Source organism: Rhodohalobacter sulfatireducens (assembly GCF_022012475.1).
Taxonomy (GTDB): Bacteria; Bacteroidota; Rhodothermia; order Balneolales; family Balneolaceae; genus Rhodohalobacter; species Rhodohalobacter sulfatireducens.
Genome location: NZ_JAKLWS010000011.1, coordinates 113,508 through 131,219 on the forward strand (window position 1 = coordinate 113,508; position 17,712 = coordinate 131,219).

The following is a 17,712-nucleotide window of genomic DNA, read 5'->3' on the forward strand; positions in this document are numbered from 1 at the left end:
GCTAACTCCACAGTCGATCCCAGGATTGGCGTTCATCCCATTCCGTTGTTGGCTCGAAAAATCCGATCTCTTCATCCATGTGTTCCTTTACCACCTCTTCATTCAGTTCTACGCCAATGCCTGGCTTTTCGGGAACCTGAACATATCCATCCTGTACGATCGGTTTTGGGACACCGGTGACTAAATCGTCGTACCAGGGTGTATCCACGAAATGGTGCTCCAACCAAAGAAAATTTTCTGTGGCCGCTGCTGCGTGAACGGATGCTAAAAATGAAACGGGAGAAGAAGCATGATGAAGCATCATCGGAATACCATTTTGCTGTGCATAATCACCAATACGTTTCGTGGTCAGTAATCCGCCCGTACCTACAGGGTCGGGGTGGACAATGTCTACTGCTTGGTTGTCAATAAGATCTTTAAAACCACCTTCTAAAAGATAGATATCTTCGCCGGTTACGGTTGGAGTGGTGGTAGATTGTGTGATCTCTTTCCAATCATTTGTGTACTGCCAGGGGATCAGGTCTTCAAGATAGGCGAGGTTATATTTTTCTGTAGCCCGTGCAATCTTGATCGCTTCATTCTTGTCGAAGTGGCCCCAGTGATCCGTTCCCATTGGGATTTCATACCCGATTTTGGATCGCATTACATCCACGTACTCCATCAACTTGTCGATTCCCTTATCTGTAACTTGAACTCTCGTGAACGGATGTTCCGTATTAGCATAACTGCCGGGGATAGAGTTCCAGCCGCTCAATCCCCCCGATTGATTTTTCCAGAATTCAGCATTTACCAGGGCACCGGGAACGTCTTCAATCAGGTTGATCCCGATATCCATTTTCAGCGCAGTATAACCGGCGTCAACACGTGCCTGCATTCGTTCTGCATATTCATCAGGATCTTGCGACATCGTGGTATCACAATAAATTCGCACTGAATCACGGTATTTTCCTCCCAACATCTGGTAAACAGGCACACCGTAAGCTTTCCCGGCCAGGTCCCAAAGTGCTGTTTCAACGCCCGATACCCCTCCGCCTTGTCTTCCGTGATACCCGAACTGTTTTATGATTTTGAATAGTTTTTCCACGTTACATGGATTTTCTCCCAAAATCCGGCTTTTCAGCTCCAGTGCATAGCGATAGTCGCCAATATCGCGCACATCACCATGGCCTACAATGTCTTGATTGGTGTAAATGCGGATGATTGGTGTACGAAGGACTTGAACCACGCGCATGTCGGTAATTTTTAACTCTGACGGCCGGGAAGCCCGTTGAACGTTTTGAGATGCATAGGCAACTTCATCACCAATAGAAGTTAAAGAGAGGCCTGCAAGGCTTAAGCCTCCAAGAGAAGTTTTCTTCAGGAAGCTTCGGCGGCTGTTATTGTTTTCCTTCTTCATTGTATATTGAATTTTAATTACCGTTTTGTAAATCAGGTAGCCGGTTTCATAGCAGGTTCCGGTGCTTCTCCTGCATCCTCTTCCTTTTCAGATTTTCGTCTCCAGTAGTTGGCAAGTGTGGAGCCGGAGATATTCATCCAGGGACCAAAAATAGCCGGTGCAAGGCCAACGGTTGCCAGTCGCCCCATCTCCTGGGCGAGTCCCGATGCCATACCTCCATTCTGCATTCCGACTTCAAACGCAATGGTTCGGCACGACTTTTCATCCATCCCTACAAGGCGACAACCCCAATACCCAAACAGGTATCCCAGGGCATTATGAATGATTGCTGCGAGGATCAGCAGAAGTCCAATGGTTATAAGTGAATCGCGTCCCGCTGCAGTAATTACAGCGATGATAAAGGCGATCCCTGCCATGGAAACTGCCGGCATAATATCATCCAGCCACTTTATTTTCCCGTGAAGGAAATGATTGAAAAGCAGTCCAAGTACTATGGGCGCAATAATCATATTCAGGATGCTGAGCATCATTCCGTATGTATCAATAGGTACAAACTGCCCAGCCAGTAGCTGCATCAAATAGGGAGTAGCCAGCGGTGATAACATGGTTGAAACAGCTGTAAGTGTAATTGACAAGGCAAGGTCTGCTTTCGCAATAAAGGCCATCACGTTTGAAGCAACGCCGCCCGGGCAGGAGCCAATTAACACAACTCCCGCCGCAACTTCAGCCGGAAAACCAAAACTCAAAGCCAGGCTTATTCCGACAATCGGCATTATTGTATATTGACAGATCACCCCAACCGCCACGCCTTTCGGTTTTTTGAAAACTCCTTTAAAGTCCTGAATGCTCAATTGAGTACCCATCCCAAACATGATCAGCTGTATGAGCGGCACAATCAGGTTGCTTAGGTCATACCCGCCCCATGAAGTCATGTATTGAGGGTAAAACATCGAGAATGTTACGGCTGAAAAAATCCATAGTGAAAAGGCAAAAGATTTAAAAATCGTATCCGTACCTCTTACTCCGATCGCAAGCGAGAGAAACATGCCTGTTGAGAATATTGCAACGAATGGTGAGCTGCTGTCCACGAACAGCATTACAATCAGTCCGATTAGGCAAATTAAGCTTAACCAAAGAAATGCTTTAAGAGCAGTTTTCATCTTAACTCCAGGTTCTGTCCCACGTTCGAATTTCGTTCCATTCCGGTGTCGGTTCGAAGTAACCGGCGTCTTCAATCAAGTGCTCCCGAACGGCCTCTTCGTTGATTTCAACCCCGAGTCCCGGTTTTTCGGGAACAGGTGTGTAACCATCCTGGAAAATGGCATTTTTGTCCTCCTGGACCAGGTCGTACCAATTTGGAGTGTCCACGGAGTGATGCTCAAGAGCAACAAAATTCTCGGTAGCCGCCGCCGCATGGACGCTAGCCATAAATCCGAATGGTGCACCGGCGTAGTGCAGCATCATGGCGATGCCGTTCTGCATAGCATAATCACCGATTCGTTTTGTCTCCAAAATTCCACCGGAAGAACCGAGATCGGGATGGATCATATCCACGGCTTTTTTATCGATCAACTCTTTAAACCCATCAAGCAGGTAGATATCCTCACCAGTCATGGTTGGTGTAGTAGTTGCTTCAGAAATCTCTTTCCACTCATCTGCATATTGCCAGGCAATCAGGTCTTCCACGTAAGCAAGTGTATAGGGCTCAGCGGCACGAGCAATTTTAATTGCTTCATTCTTATCAAAATGTCCCCAGTGATCGGTACCCATCGGGATTTCGTACCCAATTGTATCACGCATCACCCGCAGATACTCCATCATTCGTTCGAGGCCTTGCTGTGTAACTTGAATCCTCGTAAAGGGATGATCGATCTGTCCGTAATCTCCTTGTTCACCTGAATATTGAGATCGCAGTTCTCGTTGACCTTTCGGGCCGTATTCCCGGGTATTTGTGAGCGACCCTTCTTCGTCATCCACCAACCCGATTCCCATATCCATCTTCAGAAAGGTGTAGCCCAAATCTACTCGCTCTTGCATTCTTCGGGCGTATTCGTGTGGATCATCAGATGTGGTTGTATCACAGTAAAGGCGAACTTTGTCGCGATATTTTCCACCCAGCAATTGATAAACCGGAACGCCGTATGCTTTCCCGGTCAGGTCCCAAAGAGCGGTCTCAACTCCGGAAACTCCGCCGCCCTGGCGACCATGCCCGCCAAACTGTTTGATGATCTTAAACACCTTCTCAACATTGCATGGATTTTCACCCAATAGCCTGCTTTTCAGGAATAGAGCGTACTCTTTTGCACCACCGTCGCGAACCTCGCCATATCCCGAAATTCCCTGATTCGTGTCAATTCGAATCAGTGGAACGCGAAACGGAATTCCGTCAATTTCAGCAATTCGAAGGTCTGTAATTTCCAGCTCAGACGGACTTGAATATCGATTCACATTTTGTGCAAGATGTCCGATTTGATCCTCAAAAGGAAGGGCAAACATACCGAACAAACCCAGTCCGCCTGCTCCGGCTTTTTTGATGAAATCTCGCCGGTCAACATCTCCATTACTTTTTCTATCGTTGTCCATGATCGTATCCTTTTAGATTTCTTCGGTTTCTATAATTCGGTTGATGGTAGACTCGCCAATTCCATACTCTTCATGGAGCATTGTTCGGTTCTCTTCCAACCAGTTTAAAAAGTCCTGCCTTATAGCTTCAGTCCAGTCCGTGTCCATCTGGCCGGCCGTATAGGTACCTTCCTGTACTCGCTGATGGGCAAAAATATCGGTAAGGCGTATTACTTCGGATTCATCCACAACTTCTTCGGCAAGATGAGCAGGGATAAAAATAACCCCGGTCTCTTTAGCCAAAACCACATCACCGGGCAATACGGTTACCTCACCAATCATAATAGGCGTATTTAATCCCATCAGCATCATCTCTTGTAGAAACGAAGGATCCCATTCACGTACAAAAGCATTGAATCCGTCTATTGCAGAGAGTCCTTCTCTGTCGCGTGATGATCCATCAAACACAACGCCGTTCCCGGAGTTTGCATAGATTGTATTTCCAAGTCGGTCGCCAATCAGCGTTCCGTCCTTAATTTTCCTAAATCCATCGGCTACATACACATCTCCCTGGACCAATACATCAATGGGCCAGGTGTTCATCGGGCCGGATCTGCCGTCTTCCATTCCTTGAGCAATGATCGTTTCTTCAAGGGCTGGGCGACTTGGCATATATTGAGCAGTCACTGCCCGTCCCACGACCGGTTCACCGGTTTTCAAAATCTCCCAGTCACCGCCGGTAAATTGATTATGGTATCCAAATCCCCTGATAATTCCCCAGGCTTCCTCAATCGAAACATGTTCCATTCGTTCAAGAACATCGTCAGCTACTTTGGGCCTGCCGTCCTCAAACCGTTCGCCTTCCCACTGAGGTGTGAGCCAGATCATTTTTTCTTTTGATATAGTTTGAGCAGAAGAGGGCAGGTAAACAACAAATATCAGTATAGATACAAAGAGTAGTGAGGTCAGTTTTTTCATTGGTCAGGGTATGGTTAATTAGGTTACGATTTACGCAACAATTAAAAAGCGCTTTTTCAAATAAGAATTTAGTCCGAATTAATCAATTAATCAGCGAAAAATAGAATTGAAGATTCTGAATAAAGTACAGAATGACTTACAAAGAAATCTAAAACTTTACAGCCAGGTCAAGTGCCGGGCTCAATCCAAGCGGGTTATGCTGTTGAAGTGCAAAGTTTACATCCCATCTGCTGGATTTGTACCCGAATCCAAAGGAATACGTTTCCGGTTGGGTGGTAATACCGGCTCGAATAAAGAGGGATTGAATAATTTCGAACTGAACACCGCTTCGAAAGGAGAGGGGAAACATCACATCTTTCACAATTTCGGCTGTGACGAGAGCTTCCGGAGTTAGCATATAACTTAAACCTGTGGCCAATTCACGTGGAAGTTCTTCATCCGTATCACCATAGGTTGGCTGGTTGAGATTAGTAGCGCGGGCACCGAACCAGAGGTCATCTGTAATTTCCGCTGCGAGTCCCAAATCAAACCCAATAGCTCCGGCTGCACCGTAATCACCCCCCTGGAAAATGTGGGTGTATGAAACCGAGGCTCCATAGTAAAATCGATCGAGGTTGTTTTTGTAAGCAAGGAGAAACCTGTTTTCGTTGAACAGATTAAACCCATACCGGTGAATTCCCGCCCCCAGTGTTCCCCAGCTTGTTTGCGTAGTAAGGTTGGCAGCCATATCAGTAATTTCTGAAATACCCACATAACGAAAACCGTAAAATGAAACGCGGTTCCCATCCGTTGGCATCATGGCAACATTAGAAAAGAGTGACCAGTTAGTATTGGGTACGGCTACTCCGGTTTGGCCCATTGCTAAAGAGCTTGCACCCAGGCTTGTTTGTGCTTGCACTTGACCGTATGCCCCTAACGTTGCAAGAAGTAAAACACCTACAAAGTAATTAAGTTGAATCCTTTGTATCATAGAAGAAGTCAATTTAAGCCAAGTAGTAATCATCCCCGAAAAAATAGCAGTTTATTTGCCATTAGTATCATAAGATGGAAGCTAAACATCAACTAAACATGGTTAGATTTTTATTTTTTTCTCTTATTGGATTGATATTGCCGGTTATAACCCTTGCACAGGAGTTTGATTGCGATGTATCGATAAATGACCGTCAGATTAGTGGTAGTTCGTATGATTATATTTCTGAACTGGAGACGGCTCTTGAAAATTATATCAATGGCTACCGATGGACGAACGACCGATACCAGGATCAAGAAAGAATTCGATGCAGCTGGCAGATTGTACTTACCGGGGTGGACGATAATTTTAACTACACCGCTGAAATTGCCCTAACTGTTCGGCGTCCCATTTACAATACGAACCGGGAATCGCTGGCTATTCTGTTTAGTGACAATAACTGGCGATTCTACTATCCCCAGAATAAGAACCTGGTTCATGATGAACTTCAGTTCGACGATCTGACCAGTTTCGTGGACTTTTATGTTTACATGATGCTAGGGTACGATTACGATACTTTTTCGGAGCTTGGCGGAACCCAATATTACGGCCAGGCGCAGTCGGTATTTGAGATTGGACAAAATTCAGGTTCGCAGGGGTGGGGGCGTTCAATCGGGGCACAGCGAAACCGCTATGGATTGATTAACGACATTACGAGTCCTGCTTATGAAGATTTCAGGCGCGCGATTTACATCTACCATCGGGTAGGACTTGATCAGTTTACAATGCAACCGCAGGAAGCAAGGAACGAAGTTTTACGGTCTTTGGAGATCATCAGGGAGAACAAACAACTGACGAATAATAATTACCTGTTCGATATTTTCTTTAGTGCGAAATACACGGAGATTGTGGCAATATTTCGGGATGCCGATGCAGAGATGAGAACCCGTGCCTACAATATTTTAAGTGATGTTGATCCCGCCCATACCTCAGAATATGAGAAACTTCAAACATAACACCCCTTTACAGTTACAGAGAGATATTCCGTTTCATGGTTCCGGTAAAATTTCCGTATTCTTGAGATGACTAAAGTTGACCTGAAACAAATATAAAATCGAGAACAAAATTCATGAAAGGAATTGTATTAGCCGGAGGAACAGGCTCGCGACTTTATCCACTCACCAAAGTTACAAACAAACATCTGCTTCCCGTTGGTAATAAGCCGATGATCTACTATCCCATCGAGAAATTGACTGAAGCAGGCATTGAGGAAATACTGATTGTAACCGGGACCGAACACATGGGAGATGTTGTGAATTTGCTCGGCTCAGGAAAAGATTTTGGTTGCCGCTTTACCTATAAAGTACAGGATGAAGCCGGTGGAATTGCCCAGGCACTCGGGTTGGCAGAAAACTTTTGCGGTGATGAACCGATGACTGTAATCCTGGGAGATAATATTTTTGAAGCCGGACTTTCCAAAGCTCTTGGGAATTATGACAATTCCGGTGCGCAAATTCTGATTAAACAGGTAGAGGATCCCGAACGGTTTGGTGTGGCTGAACTGGAGGGAGACAGAATTATCGGCATTGAGGAAAAACCGGAGCAACCCAAATCAGAGTTTGCGGTAACGGGGATATATATGTATGATTCGCAGGTTTTTGATCTCATTAAAAATTTGGAGCCGTCTGACCGTGGTGAGTTGGAAATAACCGATGTAAACAATCACTACATCAAAAATGGGACGATGAAATATTCTAAACTTGACGGATGGTGGACCGATGCAGGAACTCCTGAATCATACAAAGTGGCAAACAATCTCGCCCATAAACTGATTTAGTAGATGAAATATTTGATTACCGGTGCCACGGGACAACTGGGCCGAGAATGGGTTCGCTTTCTGAAATATCGAGGGTTGAGCTATACGGCTTATTCTTCTGCAGAATTAGACATCACGGATTTGGAAGCTGTGATTCAAAAAATAGAAAATGTTCAACCCGATCTGCTGATTAATTGTGCGGCTTATACGGATGTTGATGGTGCAGAGAGTGAATCAGAAAAAGCCTTTCTAGTGAATGAAACAGGTGTGAAAAATCTCGCGAATGTCTGCGAATCTGTTGGTGCCAAATTAGTTCATTACAGTACCGATTATGTATTTTCAGGCAGTGAGAAAGATCAACAAAAATACCCGGATGGTTACCCTGAAGATGCTGATACAAATCCCGTGAATGTATATGGAAAATCAAAGGAGGCAGGAGAGAAAATTCTTCAGCAAGCGAAGTGTGATTGGATGTTGATTCGAGTGTCGTGGTTGTGCGGTCGATATGGAAGTAATTTCATCAAAACGATGCTCCGTTTAGGAGCTGAACGACATGAATTGAGTGTTGTGGATGATCAAATTGGGTGTCCCTCTCTCGCTTTTGATGTTGTTGAGAAAACGCACCAACTCATTGAAAAGATGGAAAACGGTGTATTTCATATTAGCTGCGAGGGTAAAATTAGCTGGGCCGATCTTGCCGAGGAAGTTTTTAACCAAAGTGGACTGGAGGTAAATTTGAGCAGGATATCATCTGATGAATATCCGTTTACAGCAACCCGCCCAATGTTTACCTTACTGTCTTTGAATAAAGCCAAAAATACTGGATTGAAACCATTAGCCTGGAAATCCGGTTTGAAACGAATATTGATACAGATTGAGAAAAAAAATAAAGAAGAACCAAACACCTAACAGGGATCATGTCCATGAAATTTGAGAAGACATCACTTGATGAGGTTTGGTTGATTAAGCCAAAAATATTTGAAGATGACAGGGGACATTTTCTTGAATCGTTTCGAAAAGAAATATTTAAAGAAAAAGGAGTGGAGTACGAATTCTTACAGGATAATATTTCAACCTCAACGAGAGGAACAATTCGCGGGCTGCATTACCAAATTTCTCCCTTCAGCCAGGCAAAACTGGTTATGGCTGTGTACGGCGAAATCCTGGATGTAGCAGTGGATATCCGAAAGGGATCGGCCACGTTTGGTCAATATTTTTCTTCGATTCTGAATGATACCAACAGGCATATGATGCTTGTGCCCTCAGGCTTCGCTCACGGTTTTTCTGTTCTCTCTGAGAAGGCAACCGTTGCTTACAAATGTGATCAATATTACAATAAAGAATCAGAGCGGGGAGTACGCTGGAATGATCCGGCGTTGGGAATTGACTGGAAAACGGAATCTGCGATTCTATCAGAAAAAGACAAGAATCAGCCGTTATTAAAGAATATACAGGAAAAGGATCTATTCAAATTAACTTGAGATAAAAACTATGAAATTAATTGTTACAGGTGGTGCGGGATTTATCGGATCAAATCTGATCTTACATCTGCACGACAACTATCCGAATGTTGAAATTTTGAATATTGATAAGCTGACCTACGCCTCCGATTTGAGTTACCTGGAGCCGATCAAACAGTCGGACCGATATCGATTTAAAAAACTTGATATCACCGATCGCGAGGCACTTCGAGACCTTTTCCAAAAATGGCATCCCGATGGAATCATTCACCTCGCTGCGGAGTCTCACGTTGATAATTCCATTAAGGGACCAGAGCCGTTTGTATATTCAAATGTGGTTGGAACATTCAACCTGCTCGAGGAGTGCAGATTGATTTGGAATCAATTTGGAGATGATCTCAAACCACAGCGTTTCTTGCATATCTCTACCGATGAGGTTTACGGAACCCTGGGGGACGAAGGCAGCTTTAGTGAGACGACTCCTTATGCTCCAAATTCACCCTATTCAGCGTCGAAGGCTGGAAGTGATTTCCTGGTTCGATCGTATCATCACACCTTTGGTATGAATACGGTGATTACCAACTGTTCAAACAATTACGGTCCTCATCAACATGATGAAAAACTCATCCCGACAGTTATTCGAAAAGCACTTTCAGGCGAACCGATTCCTGTTTATGGAAAAGGGGAAAATGTGCGTGACTGGCTGTTCGTGGAGAACCATTGTAATGCTTTGGCTACTGTTTTCTTTAAAGGAAAAACCGGTGAGCAATATAATATCGGCGGAGATAATGAATGGAAAAACATTGAGCTGGTGAATCATATCTGTGATATTTTAAATCAGGAGAAAGGCGAAGGTCCGGAGGGAGATTACAAGAACCTGATCAGTTTTGTGACGGACCGGCCCGGACACGATTATCGATATGCAGTGGATGCATCAAAGATTAAAAAAGAGCTGGGGTGGACACCTTCGCAGGATTTTGATAATATGCTTAGAGAAACCGTACGCTGGTACATGAAAAAATACGGTTTCAATGATGCATAGAACGTTCTGATTTATAACAGGTCAGAATTAAACATCCATTAAACCACTCTCATCATGGGTAAGAAAATCTTATTGGTTCTTTTGGGGGCATTTCTAACATTCGTAATCGTTGTAATGGTGCGAACCTTTCAACTGGGAAACACACAGGTTGAACCGCAGGCAAATCCGCAGGTTGTCTGGGATGAAGACGCAATGATTCGCCGATTTTCGCAATCTCTCCAGTATCAAACTATTTCAGGAGATACAGGAGCAGAGCTGGACTCCACAGCTTTTAGTGACTTTTTGACTTTTTTGAGAGTTTCCTTTCCACGAGTTCATAACACGATGGACGATACGCTCTTCAATGATTTTACACCCCTTTACTACTGGGAAGGAACCGACTCCTCGCTGGATCCCATTTTATTGATGGGCCATTACGACGTGGTACCGGTGGATTCATCCAATATCGATAGCTGGCCGCACCCGCCATTTTCAGGTACTGTACAGGACGGATATATCTGGGGCAGGGGATCGATGGATAACAAGTTTACGGTGATGGGATTACTGGAAACCGCTGAGTACCTGATAGCTGAAGGATATCAACCCAGGAGAAGTGTCTATTTTGCGTTTGGTCACGATGAAGAAATTGGCGGTGAACAAGGGGCGAGAACTGTTTCCAGGTATCTTCAGGATAATGATGTTGTCCTTCAAACTGTGATTGATGAAGGAGGGGTGGTGATTGACGGTGCCCTCCCGGTAGATCGACCCGTTGCCATGGTGGGAATTGCAGAGAAAGGATATCTCTCACTTGAATTGGTTGCAAGAAGTGCCGGCGGACATTCATCGCGTCCCACGGAGGACAACGCCGTAAAAATTCTGAGTGAAGCAATTGTCAAACTTTCTGAAAACCAGTTTCCCTCCCGTATCGATGGAGCCGTGGAGCAGATGTTTGAGTCGGTAGCAAGCGAAATGCCGTTTGGCTTTAAAGTGATCTATTCAAACCGTTGGCTTACGGATGGTATTTTCAAAAATCAGCTTTTATCTGATCCATCTTCGGCGGCGATGGTACGTACAACAATCGCACCCACAATGTTAAGAGCCGGTGTGAAAGATAATGTATTGCCAAATGAGGCCAGGGCTGTGGTGAATTTCAGAATTCTTCCGGGTGATACGTTTGAAACAGTAACCGACCATGTAGAGAGTGTGATTGATGATGAACGAATCAGCGTTCAGCGCTATGGAGAAATCCAGGTGTTGCCCTCCGGTGTGTCGAATGTAAACAGTTCAGGGTTTGAAACATTGCAACAAACCATTATGGATGTAATGCGGGATGTTTATGTAGCTCCCTACTTAGTTTATGGAGCTACCGATTCAAGACACTATTCATCGTTATCCGACCAGGTATATCGGTTTGCTCCAATGATGATCTCGTCTGAAGACTTGAGTCGAATACATGGAACCGCTGAGAGGGTGAGTGTAGACTCTTACGTAAACACAGTTCGATTTTACTCTCATTATATTCGAATGAGCACTGAATAAAGAACTTTTGGAATGCAGCGAATTTTCCCGTTGTTTCAGAGCCGTTAATTCTAATAAAAAAATTGGATTCATGAGTACACGACAATATTGGTTGATGAAATCAGAACCTTATGCGTATAGCATTGATGATTTAGAAAAAGACGGGGTTACTCCGTGGGATGGTGTTCGAAATTACGCCGCGAGAAATTATATGCGAGATGAGATGAATGTGGGTGACAGGGTTTTATTCTACCATTCGAATGTTCGTCCGCCTGTAATAGCGGGAATTATGGAAGTTTGCAGCGAACCCTACCCGGATCAGCTTCAATTCGACCCTGAGAGCAAATATTTTGATGAAAAGAGCAGTGAAGAGGACCCTACCTGGCAATTGGTGGATGTAAAGTTTGTAGAAAAGTTCGACAAACCCGTAACACGAGACGAATTAAAAGAGGTGAGCGAACTTGATGATATGGAGCTGTTCAGGTTGAACCGTGTATCAATTACTCCTGTCCGGGAGCATGAATACAAGAAAATTTTGGAGATGGCTGAGGCGAAAGAAAACTAAAGACAGGTTCATTTCTTGAGACGATATATTTATCCAATCCCGAAAAATTCTGCACGTTCTTTATAATAGGGTTTAAACACTTTTCTGAGTTTTTGATGGTTGGATGATCTCAAATCAGGATCTGTTTGAATAATATCTCTGGCTGAATTCTTAGCACTTTCAAGAAGCATACGGTCTTCAACAATATCAGCATATTTAAATTCGGGCAGGCCGCTTTGTTTGGTGCCGAGAAAATCACCGGGCCCTCGCAGTTTCAGATCGGCTTCAGCAATTTCAAATCCATCGGTAGTTTCTACCATTTTTTTGAGACGGAATTTTGCAGATTCTGTTAGTTTTTGATCCGGAAGCAAGATGCAGTAACTCTGTTTTTCACCACGCCCGATTCGACCCCGTAGCTGATGAAGCTGAGATAACCCAAATCGTTCCGCATGTTCTATCATCATAATTGTGGCATTCGGTACATCCACGCCGACTTCAATGACCGTTGTAGAAACCAAAATTTGAGTTTCACCTTCAGCAAACTTTCTCATTTTCGATTCTTTTTCACCTGAATCCATCTGCCCATGCAATAGGTCAATCGAGAAACTCGGGAATCGTTTTTTAAGCTTTTCATATCCCATTGTAGCATCCTTCAGGTCCATCGCTTCAGATTCTTCAATCAGGGGAAAAATCACATACACTTGATCTCCAGTCTCTACCTGTTTATTTACAAAACTATAAACGGCTTCCCGCTCGGCGTCTGATCGAACTGCAGTCTTTGCATGTTTTCGTCCCGCCGGCAGATCTTTGATGACCGAGATGTCCAGGTCACTGTAAATAGTCATAGCCAGTGAACGTGGAATAGGCGTGGCGGACATCACAAGCAGGTGCGGATGATCACCCTTCTGCAAAATTTCATTTCGTTGCTTTACACCAAAACGGTGCTGTTCATCAATGACAACCAATCCAAGGTTGTTGAATTGAACTTTTTCCTGGAAAATCGCATGTGTGCCAACTGCAATTTCACAATTCCCGCCCGCTATATCAGAAAGAACATCATTTCGGAGTGAAGTGCTCTGGCTTCCGGTCAATAATCTAAAATTGATTCCAAGCGGTTCGAGATACTCCTTTATGGTGTAGTAATGCTGTTCGGCCAGGATTTCGGTAGGGGCCATAAATGCTGTTTGGTAACCATTGTCAATTGCCATGAGTATAGACCCGATAGCTACCACTGTCTTCCCGGCGCCCACGTCGCCTTGGATCAGCCGATTCATTTGATTTCCGGAGAGAAGGTCTTTTTTTATATCAGAAAGAGAATTACGCTGTCCATTTGTTAACTCAAATGGGAGGATCTCATTAAAAAACTTTTTAGTGAGTTCACCGGGTTTTAACCGAATTCCCGGTGCCCGTTCAATTCTTTGGCGTTTGATTTTCATCATGCTTAACTCAAACAGGAAAAATTCTTCAAATTTGAATCTCTCCAAAGCCCGATTGGCCTCCTGCCTGGTTTTCGGTTGATGAATAACATGAAATGCTTTTTCCCTGGTGGGGAATTGATTTTCAGAAAGAATATCATTGGGAAGAAAATCATCGAACTGAACAGATTTTAAAATATCCTGGATCCAACCGGTTATGATTTTGTTTGAAATGTACGCTTTTGAGAAATGCTTATTAGAAGGATAGATGGGAATCAGCGTATCCGGAATTTTCATCTCGTCCAGACTCTCAATTTGTTCCACTTCAGGGTGAGCCATACTCATATACTTGCCGTACTTTTTTGCCGTACCGTAGAGTGAAACCCAGGAATCTTCTTCAAACAGATTGATAAAATATCTCCATCCCTTAAAGAATACAGCTTTGCAGACACCGGTGTTATCCTGAATAATCACTTCAAGCCGTCTTTTGTTTTTATAACCCGCTACATTTTTGGATTTAACCTTGCCTAAAATGGTTACAGGTTCAGAAAATCGATGTAAATTTCGAATTGGCTGTATATTCGATTTGTCTATATACCTGCGGGGAAACAAATATAAGAGATCCAAAGGGGAGTGAACGCCGCTTTGATGAAGAGCTTTGAGACGTTTCTGACTTAAATTGTGGAGATCTATTAGCTTCAAATCGATATGGTGATTTATATCAGTATAATATTATTAATACCCTATGAGTACGGTTAAAATACTCAATAGAATCAAATATGAGTGTTTCATAAATTTTTTGAAAAAAATAGGGTAATTTTTTTGCAATCTGTTCAAGAAAATTGGTACCTTAGTGAGCTCTTGAATTTACGAAAACAAACAAGGTAAATCCGTGCCAACAATACAACAACTTATTCGCAAAGGTAGAAAAAGCAAGACCAGTAAAACAACTGCTCCTGCTTTGCAAAACTGCCCGCAAAAACGCGGTGTTTGCACACGTGTTTATACAACTACACCGAAAAAGCCGAACTCAGCATTACGTAAAGTAGCAAGGGTTCGATTAACCAATGGCCTTGAAGTGACTGCATACATTCCTGGTGAGGGTCATAACCTGCAGGAACACAGTATTGTACTGATTCGTGGCGGTCGTGTGAAGGACTTGCCGGGTGTTCGGTATCACATCGTTCGTGGTACACTGGATACAGCCGGCGTTGATGACAGAAAACAGGGACGAAGTCATTACGGCACCAAAAAACCGAAAGGGTAACCAGGATTTTTAACCTTATATACTATGCGTAGAAAAACAGCAGAAAAAAGAGAAGTTCAACCCGATCCTATTTTTCACGACAAACTGGTAACTAGGTTTGTAAATAATCTTATGAGGGATGGGAAAAAAGGTGTGGCCCGAAAAATTTTATATCAAGCTTTTGAAATGATTGAAGAAAAAACCGGAGAGCCACCGCTTGAAGTTTTTAAATCTGCTTTAAGTAATACAACTCCGGTTGTTGAAGTTCGAAGCCGTCGAGTAGGAGGGGCCACTTATCAGGTGCCAGTTGAAGTTCGGACTGACAGAGGTACAGCACTTAGCATGAGATGGATTATTCGTGCTTCGAGACAGCGTAATGATAAGTCTATGGCAACCCGATTAGGTCGCGAGCTGATTGATGCCGCTAAAAATGAGGGTGGTGCAGTTCGTAAGAAAGATGAAACCCACAGAATGGCCGAAGCTAACAAAGCTTTTGCTCATTTTAGGTTTTAAACAAACAAATTTCCAAAACTACCAGTAAAAATTTTTTTGAAATGTCTGAAGTAACGACGAAAACAGATCCCAAAATTTTAGACCGAATCCGCCGTACGCGGAACATCGGTATTATGGCGCATATTGACGCCGGTAAGACAACGGTAACAGAGCGTATACTCTATTATACCGGTAGAAGTCACAGGATGGGAGAGGTGCACGATGGTGCTGCCACAATGGACTGGATGGAGCAAGAGCAGGAGAGAGGTATTACTATTACTTCAGCCGCCACTCATTGCCATTGGAAAGATCACCGAATAAATATTATTGATACACCCGGTCACGTGGATTTTACTGTTGAGGTAGAAAGATCACTCCGTGTACTGGATGGCGCTATTGGTGTGTTTTGTTCAGTTGGTGCAGTTCAGCCACAGTCAGAAACTGTTTGGCGACAGGCTAATAAGTACAATGTGCCTCGAATGGCATTTGTAAACAAGATGGATCGTACCGGTGCAGACTTTTATAATGTTATCCAACAGATGAAGGATAAGCTGAGTGCGAATCCTATACCTATTCAAATTCCTATTGGTAAAGAAGACGGGTTCCAGGGGGTTGTTGACCTTATAAATATGAATGGGATTGTTTGGGATGATGAATCACTCGGTGCGAAATACGAGGTTGTTGACATTCCTGAAGATCTACAAGAACAAGCTGATGAGTACAGGAAAATTATGCTCGAGGCTATTGCTGATCAGAATGATGAGCTTCTTGAAAAATATTTGATGGAAGAAGAGATTTCTGAAGAAGAGATTAATGCAGCAATTCGCCAGGCTACTCTTGCACAAGACATTACTCCTGTTCTTTGTGGTACGGCACTAAAAAACAAAGGTGTTCAAATCCTTCTTGATAAAGTGATTGAATACCTGCCAAGCCCTATGGATGTTGAAGCGGTTACGGGTCATGAACCCGGCAATCCGGACAATAAAATGAAACGTGAGCCAGATGTAAATGCCCCATTCTCTGCATTGGCTTTTAAAATTATGACAGACCCTTATGTAGGTAAATTGACCTTCTTCCGGGTTTACTCTGGTACACTTGAAAAAGGCTCATATATTCTGAACTCCGCAACGGGTGAGAGGGAAAGAATTGGCCGTCTTCTCGAGATGCATGCAAATGACAAAAAAGATATTGATGTTGTTCGTGCAGGAGACATTGCGGCTGCCGTTGGTGTGAAAAAAGTGGGTACGGGTGACACCTTCTGTGATGAAGAAAACCCTGTACTTCTTGAAAAAATTACATTCCCGGAACCAGTAATTAAGCTGGCCGTTGAACCAAAATCGAAGGCAGATGCCGAAAAACTTACTACCGGACTCATTAAGTTAGCTGAAGAGGATCCTACGTTTAAGGTGAAAACCGACGAAGAAACGGGCCAGACAGTTATTGCCGGTATGGGTGAGTTGCATCTCGAAATTATTGTAGATCGGTTGAAGCGTGAATTCAAAGTTGAAGCAAACGTAGGTCAGCCTCAGGTATCATACCGGGAGACAATTACAAAGGCTGTTGAGCACCAGGAAGTTTACAAGAAGCAGACAGGTGGTCGCGGTAAGTTTGCTGATATGCAGTTTGAAATCGGGCCGATTGATCATTTCGATCAATATGCAGACGATGACAAAAAAGTTACGCTTAGCGAAGGATTTAAATTTATCAATGAAATTGTGGGTGGTAATATTCCAAGAGAGTATATCCCCTCAGTGGAAAAAGGATTCCGTGAATCAATGAAAGGCGGGATTCAAGCGAACTACCCGGTTCAAAATATTGGAGTTCGATTATTTGACGGATCTTATCACGATGTAGACTCTGATGCTTTCAGCTTTGAACTTTGTGCTAAGCTTGCATTCAGAAATTCTGCAAGAAAAGCAGGTCCGCAGTTACTTGAACCGGTTATGACAGTAGAAATAACAACTCCTGAGGAATATATGGGAGATGTGATTGGCGACTTGAACGGACGCCGAGGAATTATTTCCAAGATGGATAATAACACAGAGGGTTCTGTTGTGAAGGCGAAAGTACCTCTGTCTGAAATGTTCGGTTACTCTACCGATCTCCGTTCAATTACCCAGGGACGAGCAGTTTATTCAATGGAGTTTGCTGAATATGTGGCAGTTCCGGATTCAAAAGCAGAAGAAATAATAGAACAACAAGGATAATATAAACCTAATTAACCATGGCAAAAGAGACATTTGAACGTACCAAGCCGCATGTGAATATTGGTACGATTGGTCACGTAGATCACGGTAAGACAACGCTAACGGCGG

The 17,712-nt window shown here is 43.6% G+C and carries 17 protein-coding genes; 11 read left to right on the top strand and 6 right to left on the bottom strand.

Annotated features, from left to right (window positions below):
* Nucleotide 1 precedes the first annotated feature (1 nt).
* The 5 genes from L6773_RS10605 to L6773_RS10625 all read right to left on the bottom strand — a co-directional run bounded on the left by L6773_RS10605 (nucleotide 2) and on the right by L6773_RS10625 (nucleotide 5,906).
* Nucleotides 2-1,396 (bottom strand): mandelate racemase/muconate lactonizing enzyme family protein, encoded by a 1,395-nt coding sequence (locus L6773_RS10605; protein ID WP_237854250.1) that lies wholly within the window; start codon nucleotides 1,394-1,396, stop codon nucleotides 2-4.
* Nucleotides 1,397-1,428: 32 nt separating this feature from the next.
* Nucleotides 1,429-2,556: a bile acid:sodium symporter family protein gene (locus tag L6773_RS10610; RefSeq protein WP_237854252.1), complete on the bottom strand. Its 1,128-nt coding sequence runs from the start codon at nucleotides 2,554-2,556 to the stop codon at nucleotides 1,429-1,431.
* A gap of 1 nt (nucleotide 2,557) precedes the next feature.
* Nucleotides 2,558-3,979: a mandelate racemase/muconate lactonizing enzyme family protein gene (locus L6773_RS10615; protein ID WP_237854254.1), complete on the bottom strand. Its 1,422-nt coding sequence runs from the start codon at nucleotides 3,977-3,979 to the stop codon at nucleotides 2,558-2,560.
* 12 nt (nucleotides 3,980-3,991) lie between these two features.
* Entirely contained in the window at nucleotides 3,992-4,936 is a 945-nt protein-coding gene (locus L6773_RS10620; RefSeq protein WP_237854256.1) for an RraA family protein, read from the bottom strand.
* 148 nt (nucleotides 4,937-5,084) lie between these two features.
* The gene (locus tag L6773_RS10625) at nucleotides 5,085-5,906 is read right to left on the bottom strand and encodes a PorV/PorQ family protein (protein WP_237854257.1); all 822 of its coding nucleotides are present in this window, start codon (nucleotides 5,904-5,906) and stop codon (nucleotides 5,085-5,087) included.
* A 98-nt stretch (nucleotides 5,907-6,004) separates the two neighbouring features.
* Here L6773_RS10625 and porD point away from each other — a divergent pair, with 98 nt between their 5' ends.
* From porD to L6773_RS10660, 7 genes are all read left to right on the top strand, one after another.
* Nucleotides 6,005-6,901, top strand: a complete 897-nt coding sequence (gene porD / locus L6773_RS10630; protein WP_237854259.1) for a type IX secretion system protein PorD — start codon at nucleotides 6,005-6,007, stop codon at nucleotides 6,899-6,901.
* A 113-nt stretch (nucleotides 6,902-7,014) separates the two neighbouring features.
* Nucleotides 7,015-7,722: a sugar phosphate nucleotidyltransferase gene (locus L6773_RS10635; RefSeq protein ID WP_237854261.1), complete on the top strand. Its 708-nt coding sequence runs from the start codon at nucleotides 7,015-7,017 to the stop codon at nucleotides 7,720-7,722.
* A gap of 3 nt (nucleotides 7,723-7,725) precedes the next feature.
* On the top strand, nucleotides 7,726-8,610 hold the full coding sequence (rfbD, locus tag L6773_RS10640) for a dTDP-4-dehydrorhamnose reductase (protein ID WP_237854263.1): 885 nt from the start codon (nucleotides 7,726-7,728) through the stop codon (nucleotides 8,608-8,610).
* Between the two features lie 14 nt (nucleotides 8,611-8,624).
* Nucleotides 8,625-9,182 (top strand): dTDP-4-dehydrorhamnose 3,5-epimerase, encoded by a 558-nt coding sequence (rfbC, locus tag L6773_RS10645; RefSeq protein ID WP_237854266.1) that lies wholly within the window; start codon nucleotides 8,625-8,627, stop codon nucleotides 9,180-9,182.
* A 10-nt stretch (nucleotides 9,183-9,192) separates the two neighbouring features.
* Nucleotides 9,193-10,203 carry a dTDP-glucose 4,6-dehydratase gene (gene rfbB / locus L6773_RS10650; RefSeq protein WP_237854267.1) on the top strand — a complete coding sequence of 337 codons (1,011 nt, stop codon included), beginning with the start codon at nucleotides 9,193-9,195 and terminating at the stop codon, nucleotides 10,201-10,203.
* Nucleotides 10,204-10,257: 54 nt separating this feature from the next.
* Nucleotides 10,258-11,721, top strand: coding sequence for a M20 family peptidase (locus tag L6773_RS10655; RefSeq protein ID WP_237854269.1), 1,464 nt, complete (start codon nucleotides 10,258-10,260; stop codon nucleotides 11,719-11,721).
* Between the two features lie 70 nt (nucleotides 11,722-11,791).
* A complete protein-coding gene (locus L6773_RS10660) occupies nucleotides 11,792-12,265 on the top strand; it encodes an EVE domain-containing protein (protein WP_237854271.1) in 474 nt (157 codons plus the stop codon).
* A gap of 29 nt (nucleotides 12,266-12,294) precedes the next feature.
* Here the strand turns inward: L6773_RS10660 and recG are convergent, their stop codons facing one another.
* Complete coding sequence (gene recG / locus L6773_RS10665) at nucleotides 12,295-14,361, bottom strand: ATP-dependent DNA helicase RecG (protein ID WP_237854273.1); 2,067 nt, start codon at nucleotides 14,359-14,361, stop codon at nucleotides 12,295-12,297.
* A gap of 190 nt (nucleotides 14,362-14,551) precedes the next feature.
* On the opposite strand from recG, the gene rpsL reads away from it, so the two are divergent.
* From rpsL to L6773_RS10685, 4 genes are all read left to right on the top strand, one after another.
* On the top strand, nucleotides 14,552-14,926 hold the full coding sequence (rpsL, locus tag L6773_RS10670; RefSeq protein WP_234571399.1) for a 30S ribosomal protein S12: 375 nt from the start codon (nucleotides 14,552-14,554) through the stop codon (nucleotides 14,924-14,926).
* A gap of 24 nt (nucleotides 14,927-14,950) precedes the next feature.
* Nucleotides 14,951-15,418: a 30S ribosomal protein S7 gene (rpsG, locus tag L6773_RS10675; RefSeq protein ID WP_237854275.1), complete on the top strand. Its 468-nt coding sequence runs from the start codon at nucleotides 14,951-14,953 to the stop codon at nucleotides 15,416-15,418.
* 41 nt (nucleotides 15,419-15,459) lie between these two features.
* Entirely contained in the window at nucleotides 15,460-17,604 is a 2,145-nt protein-coding gene (gene fusA, locus L6773_RS10680; RefSeq protein WP_237854277.1) for an elongation factor G, read from the top strand.
* Between the two features lie 17 nt (nucleotides 17,605-17,621).
* Nucleotides 17,622-17,712, top strand: a 91-nt coding sequence (locus L6773_RS10685) for a GTP-binding protein (RefSeq protein WP_237854281.1), incomplete at its 3' end; no start/stop codon positions are given.